This window comes from Flavobacterium rhamnosi (genome assembly GCF_048286515.1).
In the GTDB taxonomy this organism is placed as follows: Bacteria; Bacteroidota; Bacteroidia; order Flavobacteriales; family Flavobacteriaceae; genus Flavobacterium.
This window is the reverse complement of the sequence record NZ_JBLVPS010000001.1, coordinates 109642-126951: the sequence shown is the minus strand read 5'-3', so window position 1 is coordinate 126951 and position 17310 is coordinate 109642. Positions and strand designations below refer to the sequence as shown.

At 36.4% G+C, this 17310-nt stretch carries 18 protein-coding genes; all 18 read left to right on the top strand.

Annotated features, from left to right (window positions below):
- The first annotated feature begins 35 nt into the window (after positions 1-35).
- The 18 genes from ACNQGN_RS00595 (at position 36) to ACNQGN_RS00510 (ending at position 17300) form a co-directional block, all read left to right on the top strand.
- Entirely contained in the window at positions 36-296 is a 261-nt protein-coding gene (locus ACNQGN_RS00595; RefSeq protein ID WP_417985933.1) for a zinc ribbon domain-containing protein, read from the top strand.
- A gap of 26 nt (positions 297-322) precedes the next feature.
- Positions 323-1321, top strand: a complete 999-nt coding sequence (locus tag ACNQGN_RS00590; protein ID WP_417985932.1) for an alpha-ketoacid dehydrogenase subunit beta — start codon at positions 323-325, stop codon at positions 1319-1321.
- On the top strand, positions 1314-2540 hold the full coding sequence (locus ACNQGN_RS00585) for a dihydrolipoamide acetyltransferase family protein (RefSeq protein ID WP_417985931.1): 1227 nt from the start codon (positions 1314-1316) through the stop codon (positions 2538-2540). The genes ACNQGN_RS00590 and ACNQGN_RS00585 overlap by 8 nt, the downstream gene beginning before the upstream one ends.
- Positions 2537-2794 carry an acyl carrier protein gene (locus ACNQGN_RS00580; protein WP_417985930.1) on the top strand — a complete coding sequence of 86 codons (258 nt, stop codon included), beginning with the start codon at positions 2537-2539 and terminating at the stop codon, positions 2792-2794. Before ACNQGN_RS00585 ends, ACNQGN_RS00580 begins: the two co-directional genes overlap by 4 nt.
- A 10-nt stretch (positions 2795-2804) precedes the next feature.
- Positions 2805-3203, top strand: coding sequence for a DUF2784 domain-containing protein (locus ACNQGN_RS00575; RefSeq protein WP_417985929.1), 399 nt, complete (start codon positions 2805-2807; stop codon positions 3201-3203).
- Positions 3204-3457: 254 nt separating this feature from the next.
- Positions 3458-4447: an NAD(P)-dependent oxidoreductase gene (locus ACNQGN_RS00570; RefSeq protein ID WP_417985928.1), complete on the top strand. Its 990-nt coding sequence runs from the start codon at positions 3458-3460 to the stop codon at positions 4445-4447.
- 103 nt (positions 4448-4550) lie between these two features.
- The gene (locus ACNQGN_RS00565) at positions 4551-5660 is read left to right on the top strand and encodes a site-2 protease family protein (RefSeq protein WP_417985927.1); all 1110 of its coding nucleotides are present in this window, start codon (positions 4551-4553) and stop codon (positions 5658-5660) included.
- Positions 5641-6795, top strand: a complete 1155-nt coding sequence (locus tag ACNQGN_RS00560; RefSeq protein WP_417985926.1) for a phospholipase D-like domain-containing protein — start codon at positions 5641-5643, stop codon at positions 6793-6795. Before ACNQGN_RS00565 ends, ACNQGN_RS00560 begins: the two co-directional genes overlap by 20 nt.
- Before the next feature lie 196 nt (positions 6796-6991).
- Complete coding sequence (locus ACNQGN_RS00555; protein WP_417985925.1) at positions 6992-7117, top strand: hypothetical protein; 126 nt, start codon at positions 6992-6994, stop codon at positions 7115-7117.
- 184 nt (positions 7118-7301) lie between these two features.
- Complete coding sequence (locus ACNQGN_RS00550) at positions 7302-8363, top strand: reverse transcriptase domain-containing protein (RefSeq protein WP_417985924.1); 1062 nt, start codon at positions 7302-7304, stop codon at positions 8361-8363.
- A gap of 76 nt (positions 8364-8439) precedes the next feature.
- Positions 8440-9012, top strand: a complete 573-nt coding sequence (locus tag ACNQGN_RS00545; RefSeq protein WP_417985923.1) for a YceI family protein — start codon at positions 8440-8442, stop codon at positions 9010-9012.
- Positions 9013-9295: 283 nt separating this feature from the next.
- The gene (locus ACNQGN_RS00540; RefSeq protein ID WP_417985922.1) at positions 9296-10210 is read left to right on the top strand and encodes a DnaJ C-terminal domain-containing protein; all 915 of its coding nucleotides are present in this window, start codon (positions 9296-9298) and stop codon (positions 10208-10210) included.
- On the top strand, positions 10207-10497 hold the full coding sequence (locus tag ACNQGN_RS00535) for a chaperone modulator CbpM (RefSeq protein WP_417985921.1): 291 nt from the start codon (positions 10207-10209) through the stop codon (positions 10495-10497). Before ACNQGN_RS00540 ends, ACNQGN_RS00535 begins: the two co-directional genes overlap by 4 nt.
- 278 nt (positions 10498-10775) lie before the next feature.
- Positions 10776-13370: a cation-translocating P-type ATPase gene (locus ACNQGN_RS00530; protein ID WP_417985920.1), complete on the top strand. Its 2595-nt coding sequence runs from the start codon at positions 10776-10778 to the stop codon at positions 13368-13370.
- Positions 13371-13690: 320 nt separating this feature from the next.
- Positions 13691-14473, top strand: coding sequence for an MlaE family ABC transporter permease (locus tag ACNQGN_RS00525; RefSeq protein ID WP_417985919.1), 783 nt, complete (start codon positions 13691-13693; stop codon positions 14471-14473).
- A 6-nt stretch (positions 14474-14479) separates the two neighbouring features.
- Entirely contained in the window at positions 14480-15232 is a 753-nt protein-coding gene (locus ACNQGN_RS00520) for an ABC transporter ATP-binding protein (protein ID WP_417985918.1), read from the top strand.
- 8 nt (positions 15233-15240) lie between these two features.
- Entirely contained in the window at positions 15241-16218 is a 978-nt protein-coding gene (locus ACNQGN_RS00515) for an MlaD family protein (RefSeq protein WP_417985917.1), read from the top strand.
- Between the two features lie 44 nt (positions 16219-16262).
- On the top strand, positions 16263-17300 hold the full coding sequence (locus ACNQGN_RS00510) for a glycoside hydrolase family 130 protein (RefSeq protein WP_417985916.1): 1038 nt from the start codon (positions 16263-16265) through the stop codon (positions 17298-17300).
- The last annotated feature ends 10 nt before the right edge of the window (positions 17301-17310 follow it).

Sequence of the window (17310 nt, the reverse complement as noted above, 5' to 3'; positions counted from 1 at the left end):
TAAGCATATCCACTAACTATTTAAAAATCAAAACCATGGAAAATAGAATATTTTGTCAAAGTTGCGGTATGCCTCTTGACTCCGAAGCTCTAAAAGGAACAGAACAAAATGGCTTGAAAAGCAATGAATATTGTAAGTATTGTTATGAGAATGGCGCTTTTAAAAAGCCAGACATGACATTGGAAGGCATGAAGAATACAGTGGAAACTCAAATGAAAAAATTGAACCTTCCTGTCTATACAATTCAGAGAGCAGTCAATATTTTACCAGTATTAAAGCGATGGAAAAATAGCTAATAGGTTTTTAGAAACACTACACAAAAATGGAGAATAGTAACGACAAAATAACGATCACTTATCGGGAGGCTTTGAAACAAGGTCTTCGCCAGGCACTCCAAAATGACGAGCGTGTTTTTTTAATGGGAGAAGACGTGGGGCGCTATGGAGGAGCTTTTGCCGTAACTCGAGGTCTGTTACAGGAATTTGGAGAAGAACGGATTATGGATGTACCACTTTCCGAATCTGGTTTTGTGGGAGCCGGGATAGGCGCTGCAATAGCTGGAATGAGACCAATTGTTGAATTAATGACCGTCAATTTTGGACTGCTAGCCATGGACCAGATTGTTAACAATGCCGCCACGTTTCAGCACATGACCGGTGGCCAATTGAATGTTCCAATTGTCATTAGAATGAGCTGTGGTGTTAGCCGACAGTCGGCAGCGCAACATTCGCACAGCTGGGAACCATTTTATGCCCATGTTCCCGGATTGATTGTTTTATCGGTGGGAACACATGAGGATGCGCGGGGAATGCTGCTCAAGGCACTACAAAGTTCAGATCCGATTATTATTTTTGAATATACTTCAATGCTTAATATCGAAAAAGAAATAGCAGCTGATATAGGCATGATTGACATTACTACAGCCAAAGTAGTACGAGAGGGAAAAGATATTTCTATTATCTCTTACGGAACATGCGTTTACAAAAGTCTGGAGGCTGCAGCCGAATTAGCTGCTGTTGGGATTGATGCTGAAGTTATTAATTTACGGGTGTTGCGCCCCTTAGATGAAAAAACGTTCCTCATTTCGGTGGCCAAAACACATCAGGTGTTGATTGTGGAAGACGCATGGCGTTCCGGAAGCATTTCCTCGGAAATCAGCGCACGAATTATGGAAAAAGGATTTTATGACTTAGATGCACCCGTACAACGATTGTGCGGTGTTGAAGTACCTATTCCCTACCCTGCTCATCTGGAAGATGCTGCAGTTCCCCAGAAAAATGACATCGTTAACGCGGTAAAAAAAATGATACGCCATGATTGAATTTCTAATGCCAAGTTTGGGCGCTGATATGGAAGACGGTACTTTGATCGAATGGAAAAAAAAAACCGGCGATACCGTAAAACGCGGTGATATTATTGCCGAAGTGGAAACGCAAAAAGGACTGATCGAAATCGAAGTTTTTGATGAAGGAACTATCGGAAAATTACTGATTCAGGAAGGATCCAAAGTGCCGGTAGGAACTGTCATGGCACTAATTAATCCAACTGGAGTTCCTTTAGAAACAAGGGAAGAAAAAATTCCTGAGAAAGAATCATTAGTACTACAACAAATAGAAAAAATTTCGGAGAAAGAAGCAATAGAAGAAAAAATAATAGAACCAATCACCGTAAAAAAAGTCATAGAAATACATCTTAAAGCCTCTCCATTAGCGAAAAGAATTGCTGACGATAACCATATTGACCTTTCGCTGATCAAGGGAACCGGTCCCGATCAGGCCATAACTAAAGAGGATGTCGACAATGCGATAGCCTCACGAGAAAAAACTGAAATAGAAAAAACTGAAAAAACACCTCTTGCAATAGAGAAAGGAGGAACTCCTGCCCAAGCAATTCGTTCCGCTGTTGCGGCCGCCATGAGTAAATCTAAGAGAGAAATTCCACACTACTATTTAGAAAAAAGGATTGATATGACACATGCATTGGCATGGCTGCAGATTGCGAACGAGCATCGTAGCGTAAAAAAAAGACTGCTTCCTGTTACCCTATTGATAAAAGCAACGGCGAAATCACTCACTGAATTTCCAGAATTAAATGCTATATGGGATAATGGCTTACAGCTAAAAAAAGATATTATTATTGGTTTTGTGGTATCCTTGCGTACCGGAGGCGTTATTGTTCCTGCTCTTTATCAGGTTAATTTAAAAAATGTCGATGAAATTATGGATGCCTTAAATGATATTATTCCCAGAGCCCGAGCATTGCGATTGCGAAGTTCGGAATTGAGTGATCCTACCATAACAATAACAAGTATAGGTGATGGCGGAGCCGATTTGGTTTTTGGTATAATCTATCCTCCGCAAGTCGCTATTATTGGTTTTGGAAACATTCAGGAACAGCCTTTTGCAGCCGAAGGAATGATTGGTTCCAGGTCTTGCGTAGATGTTACACTGGCTGGTGACCATCGCGCCACCGACGGATTGACAGGCAGCCGGTTTTTATTTTCTTTAAACAAACATTTACAAACACCTGAATTATTATGACCGAAGTAGAAATTAAAACTATTATTTTTCAATTACTAAAAAAGATTGCTCCCGAGACGGAGCCTTCTGAATTGAAACCCGATGAGAATATTAGAGAAACACTTACGATCGATTCTTTTGATACGTTGCAATTCATCGTGGCACTGAATGACAAACTAGGAATAGAAATTCCGGAACAGGATTATGGAAAAATCACAACTCTAAAAGATTTAGTATCTTACATTTTGAATAAAAGAGCAGTTCCGGAGCGATAAAAACACGACTATGAGTAAATTTATTCTGGATCTTATGGATTATTTTTTTTTTGTATTTCATACCCTACTCCTCTTGTTCAATATATTTGGCTGGATTATTCCGCGCTGGCGATTTGCAAATTTGATTACTTTATCACTTACTGCATTTTCATGGTTTATACTGGGAATTTGGTACGGCTTTGGTTATTGTCCGTTTACACATTGGCATTGGAAAATACGGCACCTTTTGGGCTATCATGATGGCAGCAATTCTTATATCCATTTTTTAATTCTAAAAACAACAGGGATCAATTTTTCGGAAAATTTTGTTGATATCTTAACCGTAATTGTCTTTTTTACAGCATTAACTATCAGCATCTATTTCGCCGTAAGTAAGAAGATATTGCATCGAAAGTTAAAAAAGAAATAACTGTAAAAAATCTAAAACCAGGTGTTTTTTTAACCGCTTGCATTTTGTTGTAAACCAATGCCAAAACAGAATAAATATTTCTATTTTCGAGCCCGAATTATTCCGATACATCAAATTTATGACTTAAATTGATGTAACTTTACATAAGTTCTTTCTTCACAAAAGAAACTACAATTTATTGATTTTTAACTATTTGAATGCCCCACATTTTTACGAATGCGCTTTAATTTATTGATATTAAAAAATTCAAAAAAATGAAAGTATTAGTATATAGTATATTGGGATTTGATAAACCTTTTCTAAAAAAAGCAGCACATGGCAATCATGAATTAGTTTTTACAGGGCAGTCTTTGAATAAAAGTACCGTGATTTTTGCCAAAGGCTTTGATGCCGTTTCTCTTTTTACTTCTGATGATGCTTCCGAAGCAATATTAGAAAAATTATACAGCTATGGTGTTAAATACATTGCCCTGCGTTCTGTAGCTCATGATCATGTTGATTTAGCAAGAGCAAGATCTTTAGCAATGAAAGTAGCCAATGTGCCGACTTATTCGCCTCATGCCGTTGCTGAACTTGCAGCAGCTTTAGTATTGGCATTAAACAGAAAACTGGTTTTCGGTCAGACGCTAATGCAAATAGGCGATTATCGTTTGGATCATTTAGTAGGTTTTGATTTGTATGGAAAAACAGTAGGCATCGTGGGGACCGGTAAAATTGGTGCCTCTTTTGCAAGAATTATGCATGGCTTTGGCTGCAATATTCTGGCATTTGACATTGAGGAAAACAAGGAGCTAATGAATGAAATTCCTATTGTTTATGCTTCGCTGGAAGATGTATGCAAAAATTCTGATGTCCTATCTGTCCACTACATACACAATCGAACAACAGACTATTTGTTTAACAAATCCATTTTTTCGATTATGAAAAAGGGGATCATCTTTATCAATACTGCTCATGGAAAACTTGTAAACACAGAGGATTTAGTAGAAGCCGTAGAAAACAAAACGCTCGCTGCAGTTGGCTTGGATGTTTATGAAAAGGAGAAACCAATATTTTTTCAGGACCATACAGACGCTCCCGTAAATGACTCCTTATTTCTAAAACTCCGCTCCTATCCTAACGTATTGATTACAGGACATCAGGGGTTTTTAACAAATGAAGCATTAGAGGCACTGGCCCATACTACCATTGCTAATTTAAATGCTTGGGCTTATAATGGTATTTCTGAAAATGAAGTACAATGATTGAAGCTTTGTATTCATTTCTAAACGAATACAATATATTGATTTTTATTATTTGCTTATTTTTTTACTCATACTATGATTAATAGTACTAAAAATTTAAAAAATGAAAGGGTCTTTTAAACTTGGAAAAGTAGCAGGTATTGGAATATTTATTCACTGGACCTTCTCCTTACTTATTTTGTTTATCATTTTCATTAACTACAGATCAGGCCAAAATATGGAGCAAATAATATGGTCTGTTGCATTTATTTTGTGTATTTTCATTACTGTATTACTGCACGAACTCGGTCATGCATTAGCAGCAAAAAACTATAACATAACGACCAAAGACATCACACTTTTACCTATTGGCGGTTTAGCCCGACTGGAACGAATCCCTGAAAAGCCTTCGGAAGAATTAGTAGTCGCTTTTGCGGGACCTCTGGTAAACATCTCTTTGGCATTACTCACAGGACTTTTTATTACGATTCCAGATACTTCGGAGCAATTGATGACTGAATTATCTCATGGTATCAATGCCAATAATTTCTTTCTCAATTTCTTTTTAGTCAATTTTTGGCTAGCCATTTTTAATTTAATTCCGGCTTTCCCAATGGACGGTGGGAGAATTTTACGTGCGCTGTTGTCTTTTAAATTACAAAGACATGTTGCCACAAGAATCTCGGCAAGAATTGGTCAATTATTAGCAATGGCTTTTATTCTTATTGGTTTTTTCACGTCCCCGTTTTTGATTTTTATAGGTATATTTGTCATCATAGGCGCTCAAGTTGAAGCAGATTATACCGAATCGAAATTCATGTTGAAGGGTTTTAAAGTACACGATGTTGTAATGAAAAATTACCCAACTATAGATGCGAATGAAAAAATAAAAACAGCGGTAGCATTAGTTCTGGACAGCCAAAACAAGAATTTTTTGATTACGGAAGATGCTATTCCTGTTGGAACACTCAATCGGGATGAAATTATAGTAGCACTGTCCGAAAAAGGAGACGACGAATTCATTTATAATGTCATGGATCGAAATTTAGTTTATCTTGACAGTAGTTCCCTTTTGGAAAATATCTTTGAACTCATACAACTCAATAAATCAAGATTAATGCTGGTTATGGAAAATAATGAACTTGTAGGCACTCTGGATGTAGAAAACCTTATGGAATTCATTTTAATTAATGAGGTAAAAATAAACAATGCCCATGATGAAAAGAAAAAATAACTGTGATGCCTCTAAAAGCCTCGAACTTGTTTATAGTGGCGAAGATTATTTTTCTCGATTAGAAGCTATTATACTTAATTCCCAATTTGAAATCGATATTCAGATGTATATTTTTGAAAACGATTTAATAGGTAAAAGAATTATTACCGCTTTAAAAGAAGCTGCTGCACGTGGTGTTAAAATTTATATTCTTTTAGATGGATTAGGCTCTTTATCCTTTCCCTCAGAAATAAGAAACGACCTGAAGCAATCTGGCATTAACATTCGTTTTTTTGCCCCTTTATTTTCAGCATACACCTTTTATCTTGGCAGAAGATTACATCATAAAGTAGTTGTTGCCGATGCAAAAATCATACTGATAGGAGGAATAAATGTAGCCGATAAATACTATGGAACACTCACAGAACCACCTTGGCTTGACTATGCGGTTCAATTAAATGGTGAAATTGCTGAACCTCTTCAAAAACTTTGCAGAGATCTCTATTTTAAGAAAAGACGTTTGGGCAGCAAAAAAATCAAATCAGCCTTTCATCTTCAGGAGGATGCTTTGGTACGCATCATTCAGAATGACTGGTTAAAACGGAAAAATGAAATTTGCAATGAATATATAAAGTCCATTCGAAACGCAAAAAAAGAAATAATTATAGTGGGAAGCTATTTTCTTCCCGGCTTACGAATCGTTCAGGCGCTGAAAAAAGCTTCCAAAAACAAGGTAGAGATTAAATTAATTCTGTCCGGAATATCAGATTTGCCTATGACAAGGCGTGCTACTTGCTTTCTCTATGGCAAACTGCTTAAATACAACATCGAATTATACGAATGGGATAAATCTATTTTGCATGGAAAAACAGCAGTAATAGATGGTTGCTGGACAACTATAGGCTCTTTCAACCTGAATAATTTAAGTTCCTATGGAAGTGTAGAAATGAATGTGGAAATAAATTCTATTCCTTTTTCTACAATGTATCGATCCCACCTTAACCAAATTATTGCGCAATGTCAAAGGGTAACTCCAGAATCACTACGAATTAAAACTAATTTATTCACAAAAATCATCAACCTTCTTTCCTATTTTTTTACCCGAATAATAGAAATAATCGTTACCTACACACCTTATAAACGATTCAATTATTGAAACAATTCCAGGGCAATAGTTCGCTTTTACTTCATAAACAGAAAAATCAATATTCTGTTCCGTTAGGGTAAATTTACAGGGAAAATAAATTATGATTATAAGTATTGTTAATTAAATATTTTTTGTAACTTTAGCTCATATAACACTATAAACAAGCATTTTACACATTTTAAATACTGATTTAGAATTTAAAAAAATGGAACCACATCGCATAAAAACTAAAAAAAAAGAGGACTGGATTCAAAAGGATTTAAAGAATAAAATCCCAAAATTAGACAGAAAAACAATATTTGTTCCAGGTCAGGATGAATTGTTTTTCTAGTCCCTTCCTCAAAGCTTTGTTAACCCAGGTTAGCGACGGAGCCGTGAGTCACTGTTCTGTAATTGAATGCTCTTTCAAGCACCAGGTTTAAAAGATTCTCCGCGGAGCTCCAAACTTTTAAACCGGTATTCTTAATCGGGGTTAGGGACAAAATAGTCCCTACTCCATTAACGATTTAAACCCTATGGATTTTGATCAATACAAAGAAGCCTTTATAAAGGAAGCCCGTAAAATAGGATATTCCCTGCCCAATATTCAACGTTGTCTGGATTATGCTGAAATTTTATTTTCACATGATATACCTGTAATTTACAATCCTGCCCATTTAGCAGCTCATGTAGGATACAAAAAAGAATACCTAAAAAAAGCATCTCTTTTCCCCAAGTATTTTTATCGGGATTTTGAGATTGCTAAAAAAAATGGAACCAAACGACTTATTTCTGAACCCCTTCCCAGTTTGAAAGAAATCCAAATCTGGATTCTAAGAAATATTCTTTACAAAACGGCTCTTAGTCCTTTTGCAAAAGCATACAGACCTAGTGTAACGCTGCTGGAAAACCTTAGATTTCATAAAAACCAACCCAAAGTTTTCACGCTGGATTTAGAAAATTTCTTTTCATCAATTACCATTAAGGCAATTGAAAAAGAGTTCCATCAGTTAGGATATTCTAAAATGGTCTCAAAACTTCTTTCCAAATTATGCACCCGTGATAAAACTTTGCCACAAGGCGCTCCTACGAGTCCCTATCTTTCGAATTTAATTTTTAAAGATGCCGATTCTGAAATTGCTGCGTATTGCAAAGCGCAAAAAATAAGATACACCCGTTATGCCGATGACATGAGCTTTTCCGGTGATTTTGATGAGGATGAACTACTCCTTAAAGTAACGGAAATCGTTGAGAAATTAAACCTTCGTATTAATAAAAACAAAACCAGGCTCATGACTTCCAATACACGGCAAGCCGTTACAGGTATTGTAGTCAATGAGAAACCTCAGGTTGTGTTTCATAAACGCAATACATTAAGACAGGCAATGTATTACATAAAGAAATTTGGTTTTGAGGAACATCGCGAATACAAGGAAATCGATCAGAAGAATTACTTAGAACATTTGCTGGGAAAAATAAATTTTGTACTACAAATCAATCCAAAAGACACCGAATTTATTGGGTATAAATCGGTACTTATAGACCTAAAAAAGAAACAAGACTTAAAAGCATTAGAAGACGAATTATTACCAATATGATAATCAATATTTAAGTATTAAAAGCAGATAGATTACAACAGCACTCAGAGATTCCACCTAGTATAAAAAAAACATCATGAAAAAAATAACAACAATTATCGCAACACTGTTTCTATCGACTTTTCTATTTGCACAAACAACTTGGAAAGCGGACCCAATGCATTCTAAATTATCTTTTAGCACCGTGCATCATGGCATTTCAGATATTGCCGGATTATTCAAAACATTTGAGATAATCGCCACAACCAGCGAAACCGATTTTAGTGACGCCGCCTTTGAACTTTCAATAGAAGTAGCATCAATCGATACTGAAGTAGAAATGCGGGATAATCATTTACGAAGTGCTGAATTCTTTGAAGTAGAAAAATATCCAAAAATGACTTTCAAAAGTACATCAATAGAAAAAACTGAAAAAGACAAATACAAATTAATGGGCAACCTCAAACTACATGGAATAACAAAGCCGGTAACCATCAATATGTGGTACAGAGGAACTATAGAAAATCCACAATCAAAAGCACTCACCGCTGGTTTTCAATTTAGTGGAATACTAAAACGTTCTGATTTTGATATTGGTCCAAAATTTCCTGCGCCAATGATAAGTGATGAAGTAAAAATTAAAGTAAATAGTGAATTTATCAAACAATAATTTTTCTATAATGAACGCTATAAATCCCATCATTGATCCAGGATAAATAGATTACAAAAGAACACGTTTCTTATCTTGATTAGTCCTAAAAAAGACCAGTTCTTTTTTAGGACTAATCATATATAAATCAATGAAATAATCTATTTTATCCGTTTTACAACTAAAAATTGATTAAATTTGATAAGAGAAATGCTCCATTAAACAGGATGAATTTTGATACCTCATACTGTCACAAGAAGATAAAACTAATCATAGTAGCAGCAAATATAAAAAACAATCTGCGATGGCATTTATAGACTATTACAAGATTCTTGAGGTGGATAAAAAAGCAACCGAAGCCGATATAAAGAAGGCTTATCGAAAACTCGCCCGAAAATACCATCCCGACTTAAATCCCAACAATAAGGAAGCCGAAAGAAAATTCAAAGAAATAAATGAGGCCAATGAAGTATTGAGCCATGCCGAGAATCGTAAAAAATACGATGAATACGGTGAAAACTGGCAGCATGCTGAGGAATATGAAAAAGCAAAACAGCAAGGTCAATACGCAAGAGGCGGACAGCAAGGGGGGTTTGGCGGAGGTGCTGGCGGATTTGGTGGCGACGGAGGAGATTTTTCTGATTTTTTTGAATCAATGTTTGGTGGTCGTTCATCAGGGAGACAAAGTGGAGGCAAAGCCCAATATAAAGGACAAGATTTCAGCACTGAGTTGCACCTTGATCTAAAAGACACGTACACAACTCACAAGCGAACCTTAACTATCAACGGCAAAAGCATACGAATTACTATTCCTGCCGGAGTAGAGAATGGCCAGCAAATAAAAATTAGCGGGTTGGGTGGTGAAGGAGCTGGCGGAGGGCCTAAAGGAGATTTGTATCTCACCTTCACAGTTGAAAACCATACCAATTTTAAACTAGACAAACACAATCTATATTCCACCTTTGAATTAGATTTGTATACCGCCATATTGGGTGGCGAAATCACCGCAGATACATTTGACGGAAAGGTAAAACTGACCGTAAAACCCGGAACCCAAAATGGCACAAAAGTAAAACTGAAAGGAAAAGGATTTCCTATTTATAAAAAGGAAGGAGAATTTGGTGATTTATATATTACCTATCAAATACAAATACCCACAAATCTTACCGAAAAGGAAAAGGAATTATTTACCGAACTTGCTAAGTTAAGAATGTCATGAACATAGAAAACCTCATCCCTGTACCAGCACTATGCATCCATTATGAAGTAGAAATGTCTTTCTTTAACAATCTCAGCGAAATGGGTCTGATCGAAATAAAAACGATTAAAGAAACGCAATATATCGATACCAGTATTTATGAAATAGAAAAAATGATCAGAATGCACCAGGAATTAGCCGTTAACATCGAAGGAATTGATGTGGTACTTAATCTGTTGCAAAAAATAGATGATTTACAAAATGAATTGATTTCTGTTAAAAACAGATTACGTTTGTATGAAAGTTGAATGGTACTTAAAACTGTATTAATCCTTAAAAAATATCTAAAATCTAAAAAGTGATACTTTATAGTAGCCAATAGCATCATACGTTCTATCCGCAAGTCAGCTCTAAAATCAAGCCCTCATCCCCTGACCTTACAACAAGTAGTTATTAGCTATTCTATGAATGGTATATTTTGGCGGTCACTGCAATGCAATCCTATTTAAGCGAACATTTTGCTCATGCAAGCAGTTTAGGATAAAGTTTTTTCGCTACCTATATCATAAAAATAAAAACCAAAACGATGAACTGGCATTTGCTCCCTCTTTCGGAAATAGCCCATCTGCTGAGTACTAATCCATCCGGCATTGATGCTGTAACGGCATCCCAGCGCTTGCATAAACACGGGAAAAATCAAATTGAGGACAAAAAAAAGAAGACTATTTTGCAAATGCTACTACATCAGCTATTAGACTTCATGATAGTCATCCTTATAATAGCAGCAGTTATTTCTGGAATATTGGGCGATGTAACAGATGCGGTAATAATTCTTTCCATTGTTGTAATTAACGCTCTTGTAGGGTTCATACAAGAATACCGTGCAGAAAAAGCAATGGAAGCATTAAAGAATATGGCAGCAAACCATGCCCTTATTTTACGTCAAGAAAAAATAATTGATATTCCTGCTTCCGATTTAGTGCCAGGAGATGTCGTACTACTTGAGGCCGGAAATATTATTCCCGCAGATGTCCGCTTTTTTGAAACACATCAGGTAAAAGTGGACGAATCAGCCCTTACGGGGGAATCCAATAACGTGGAAAAAAATCCGGAAGAACTTTCCGCAGGTGAATATCCGCTTGGCGACCGGACAAATATTGGTTATAAAGGAACATCCATTACCAACGGACGAGGACTTGCTTATGTGGTGGCGACCGGAATGAATACTGAACTAGGGCAAATTGCAAAAATGATTCAGACCGATGAAACCACCACCCCCTTACAAAAAAGGCTAACCGCTTTTGGAAAACGATTATCGGTTGCCATTCTTATAATCTGCACCGTAATTTTCCTTATCGGATGGTTGCGCGGAGAATCTGTTTTAACGATGCTGATTACTTCCATTTCGCTTGCTGTTGCCGCCATTCCTGAAGCTTTACCGGCATTGGTGACTATTGCTTTGGCTTTTGGCGCCAAGAAGTTAGCGAAAAGTAATGCACTTATCCGAAAATTACCAGCAGTAGAAACTTTGGGTTCCGTTACCTATATCTGTTCTGATAAAACGGGAACTCTTACGCTGAATAAAATGACAGTGCAGGAAATTTTTGAACCTTCAGACACAAAATACAATGCTTTTTACGGAGAAAACAATACGTTACTCCATGCGATGGCCCTAAACAATGATGTCACAGAGGGTAAAGAAGGTAAGTGGATTGGAGATTCAACTGAAGTGGCCTTAGTTCAATATGCTTCCGATAAAAATTCGAATCGAGCTGATTTAGAACAAAAATTTCCCAGAATTGCAGAATTACCTTTCGATTCTAAAAGAAAGTGCATGACTACAATCCATCAAATTAAAAATTATGACGCTAATCAGAACACGGGAATTATTGTAATTACAAAAGGGGCTGTCGATGTACTACTTAACAAACTAAACACCGACCAGAAATCACTTATTCCTGAATTTGAACTCAAAGCCAACGAGATGGCCGAAAAAGGATATCGCGTATTGGGATATGCTATGAAAACAATTCCTTCGTTGCCGGAAAATTTGGATGCTATTGAAATTGAAACAGAATTAACGCTTATTGGTTTTGCCGGTATGATTGACCCTCCGCGTGAAGAAGCAAAGCAAGCTGTTGCTGAATGCAAAGAAGCAGGTATCATTCCCGTAATGATTACTGGTGATCATAAGCTAACCGCCAAAGCCATTGCCGAAAAACTAGGAATCATTTCTACAGCTGAAGATCTGGTACTGACAGGTCCAGAACTTACGGTATTAACACAAATTGAGTTTATAAATATTGTGGAAAAAGTAAAAGTATATGCCCGGGTAAATCCGGAACAAAAATTAAGAATCATTAACGCCCTGCAATCAAAAAATCACTTTGTCGCGATGACAGGCGATGGCGTGAATGATGCGCCAGCGCTTAAAAATGCCGATATCGGTATTGCAATGGGAATTAATGGAACGGAAGTTTCCAAAGAAGCCTCGCACATGATTTTGCTGGATGATAATTTTGCCACTATCGTTGTAGCAGTAAAACATGGCAGAAAAATATTCGATAACATCCTCAAATTCATTAAGTACATCATGACCGGAAATTCAGGCGAAATCTGGGCGATATTTTTAGCTCCTTTTTTCGGGTTGCCCATTCCACTATTGGCCATACATATTCTTTGGATCAATTTAGTAACCGATGGTTTACCAGGGCTAGCGCTTGCCTCAGAACCGTCCGAATCAAACATAATGAAACGGCCGCCAAGAAATCCGAAGGAAAATATTTTTTCAAATGGTATGGCCCTACATATTTTGTGGGTAGGATTTTTGATGGGTGTCGTAACCATTGGAATGCAAGCATGGGCAATACACGGTGCAAATACCCACTGGCAAACGATGGCATTTACAGTACTATGTTTCAGCCAGCTGGGACATGTTATTGTCATTCGTTCCGGAAGACAATCCATATTCAAAATAGGATTTTTTTCTAACAGACCCATGATAGGCGCCCTACTAATCACCATCATTCTTCAGTTTATGATTATTTACATGCCCTTCTTTAACGAGGTATTTAAAACACAACCCCTTACTATTTATGAGTTGCTGCTAACCTTAGCAGCGTCAAGTATTGTATTTTGGTCTGGTGAATTTGAGAAATGGATTAAAAGCAGAAAAAAATAAACTACAATCATCTTTTAATTCTTTATTTGATTTTAATATAAAAACTGCTGTGAAATTTTCTACTTTGTCTGAATGTTTTTTTTCATTCGCTTCGTAAACAAAAGCAACTTTTATGATCGCTTACTTCAGGACAAATATAGTGTCCAAAATAAAAAGAGTGAATCCATAAGCATCCCTATTTTAGTATAATTTCCCAAATCAATGTTTCCTCGGCGAAACGATTAAAAAAATAGATTAACGACACCTAAAACACCTGATAATCAGAGAAATAATCGTATATTTGGGTAGCCATTTTCTGTTAAAAATTAATTCATTCGCCTATGAATAGTATTTTTAAAATAATCGAATTGTTTAAAGTTTTTTTACTTGAAATTGGTGAACTCTCGTACTTTGCAGCCCGTTTTTTTAAAGAAGTTTTTAAACATCCTTCAGAATTCAAGGAATTCCTTCGCCAATGCTTTAATATGGGAAATCGTTCTCTTCTGCTTGTTGCTGTTACGGGGTTTATCATTGGTTTAGTTTTTACTTTACAATCTCGTCCCACTTTGCAGGAATTTGGCGCAGTTTCCTGGATGCCATCTATGGTGAGTATTTCGCTTATTAGAGAAATAGGACCAATTATAACGGCCTTGATTTGTGCGGGCCGCATCGGCTCCGGAATTGGTGCCGAGCTGGGTTCCATGAGAGTTACAGAACAAATTGATGCCATGGAAGTTTCAGGGACAAACCCTTTTAAATACTTAGTAGTTACACGAATATTAGCGACCACTTTTATGCTGCCCATTTTGGTTTTTTTTGGAGATGCTATCGCCATTTTCGGCTCTTTTCTAGTGGAAAACATCAAGGGAAATGTGTCCTTTTTATTGTATTACAATCAGGTTTTTGATGCCCTGGAATTTGGTGATTTAATCCCGGCGACCATTAAAACTTTCTTTTTTGGATTTGCTATTGGACTGGTTGGTTGTTTCAAGGGATATAATTGTAAAAAAGGTACTGCAGGTGTAGGTTTAGCGGCCAATTCTGCGGTGGTTTTCACATCGATGCTGCTTTTTATTATTGACTTTGTTGCTGTTTTTATTACCGATATTTTTTATGATTTATAATTGATTATGAGTACACCTATACAAAATCAAAAACCTATTATAGAAATCAAAGACTTAAAAAAAAGCTATGGTGATAATCATGTTTTGGCTGGTTTTAATATGGTTTTATACGAAGGTGAAAATTTAGTTATCATGGGGAAATCCGGTTCCGGAAAATCCGTAATGATTAAATGTCTTATTGGACTGGAAGAACATGACAGTGGTTCTATCCTAGTTATGGGAAAAGACATCAATGAACTCGACCATGAGGAATTAGACGAGCTTAGGACAGAAGTTGGATTTCTTTTTCAAGGAAGCGCACTTTATGATTCTATGACGGTCAGAGAAAATCTGGAATTCCCATTAAGACGTCATAAAAAAAAATTCGGAAAAATAAAAGACACCACTCCATTGGTTATGGAAGCATTGGAAAACGTGGGTTTGGCTCAAACTATAAATTTAATGCCCGAAGAACTTTCGGGAGGAATGAAACGGAGGATTGCTTTGGCAAGAACTTTAATTCTCCAACCTAAAATTATTCTTTATGACGAACCAACCACTGGTTTAGACCCCATCACAGCAAAGGAAATTTTGCTACTAATGGTCTCCATCCAGAAAAAATACAACACTTCGGCAATTATCATCACACATGATGTGGATTGCGCCAGAGTGATTTCGAACAGAATGATTTTATTGGTAGATGGTATCAATTATATCGAAGGCACTTTTGAGGAATTATCAGTCTCAACTGATCCTAAGGTACAAGCATTTTTTAAATAAGAATAAAAATGGAAAAAACGACATCACAAAAAATACGCCTTGGGCTTTTTGTAATAATCGGGTTAATAATTTTTATACTAGCCGTTTATTTCATTGGCGATAAGCAACAAATGTTTGGAAAAACCTACCATTTAAAAGCTGTTTTCAACAACGTGAATGGCTTACAATTAGGCAATAATGTACGCTACTCCGGGATAAACGTAGGAACCGTTGAAGGAATTGAAATGGTTAGTGACACAATTATTCGAGTGGATATGCTTATTGAAAAAACCATTTTTTCCTATATCAAAAAAGATGCAGTTGCCATTATAGGTTCCGATGGTCTGGTAGGAAACATGATTATAAACATTCTTCCGGGGAAAGGCAAATTTCCGCCCGTCACCCCAGGAGATGAGATTAAATCCTTAAACCGAATTCGTACGGATGATATGCTTAATACACTTGGGGTGACAAATAAAAACGCATCACTTCTTACCGCTGATTTACTTGAAATCACAAAGGAAATCACTAATGGAAAAGGGACTGTGGGCTTATTGATTAAAGATTCCATTCTAGCAAGAGACCTGAAAGAGACAGCGCATTACTTAAAAATTACAGGAAAAGGGACCTCCGAATCTGTAACAAAATTAAACCAAATCATTTCTTCACTGGATAATAAAGACAATGTGATAGGTGTTTTGAAAGACACGGCTGTAGCCAATAATATGAAAACAATTGTTCGAAATTTAGATGAATCAAGCTATAAAATTGACGAGGTGGTCAGCAATCTCAACGCGACAATAACAAATATTAAAGATGGAAAAGGGACTATAAATTATCTTTCAAATGACCCTGAATTAGTACGAAAAATAGATTCTACGATGACTAACATCAATGAAGCCAGTTTTCGTCTGAATGAAAATATGGAAGCTTTGAAACACAATTTCTTCTTTCGAGGTTATTTTAGAAAACAGGAAAGAGCAAAATTAAAAGAACAGAAAAAATAGATTCATGTGATTAACATTGAAGAAATCTATAAAAAGATCAAATCATGGTTTCAGTAGAAAAACTTGGAATAATCCTTAGCCCCACCGACAAAGAATTTGAAAATAACGGCGTATTTAATCCCGGAATTTATCAGGAAGGCGATACGGTACATATATTATACCGAGCGGTGCAACATGGAAATTACTCCACCATCGGCTATGCAAAAACGGAAGGACCACTCAAGATAATCGAAAGAAAAGAGAAACCATTAATTGTCCGTGATTTTGATTACGAGAAACATGGTGTGGAAGATGCACGAATTGTAAAAATTGAAAATACTTATTACATTACTTATACAGCATATGATGGTATCAATGCGATGGGAGCACTTGCCACTTCAACGGATTTAATCAATTTTGAAAAACACGGAATAATAACACCACATATCAATTACCAGGAATATGAAAACTTTGTGACTTGCACCGCTGATGCCAAATTAAATCCAAAATACCATCAATACTACAATCTTTTTGCACAAATAGGATTAGTAGATGATGAATTTCGACTGCTCAGAGATAAAGATGTGGTATTATTTCCAAGAAAAATAAACGGAAAATTTGTTATGCTGCATCGCATCTGGCCTGGAATTCAGATTGTTCAGTTTGAAGACTGGAAAGATTTAACGGAATATTTTTGGGAAGAGTACCTTAAAAATCTTGTCAATCACATTGTCCTTGACCCCAAGGATGTATTTGAGGTAAATTACATTGGAGCTGGTGGTCCGCCTATAGAAACTGAATTTGGCTGGCTACTCATATATCATGGTGTACAAGAAACGATAACAGGAAAAATATATCACGCCAAGGCGGCTTTATTGCAATTAGACAACCCAAAAATTGAAATAGCAAGATTGCCTTATCCCTTGTTCTCTCCTACCAAACAATGGGAATTAGAAGGTGAAGTAAGCAATATTGTATTCCCAACTGGCCATGCTCTATTCGGTAATGATCTTTATATCTATTATGGTGTAGCAGACAAGCATATTGCTGTTGCAAAATTAGACTTACAAGAAATACTTCTTGAATTGCAAAAACAACCCTAAAAAAAGCGTC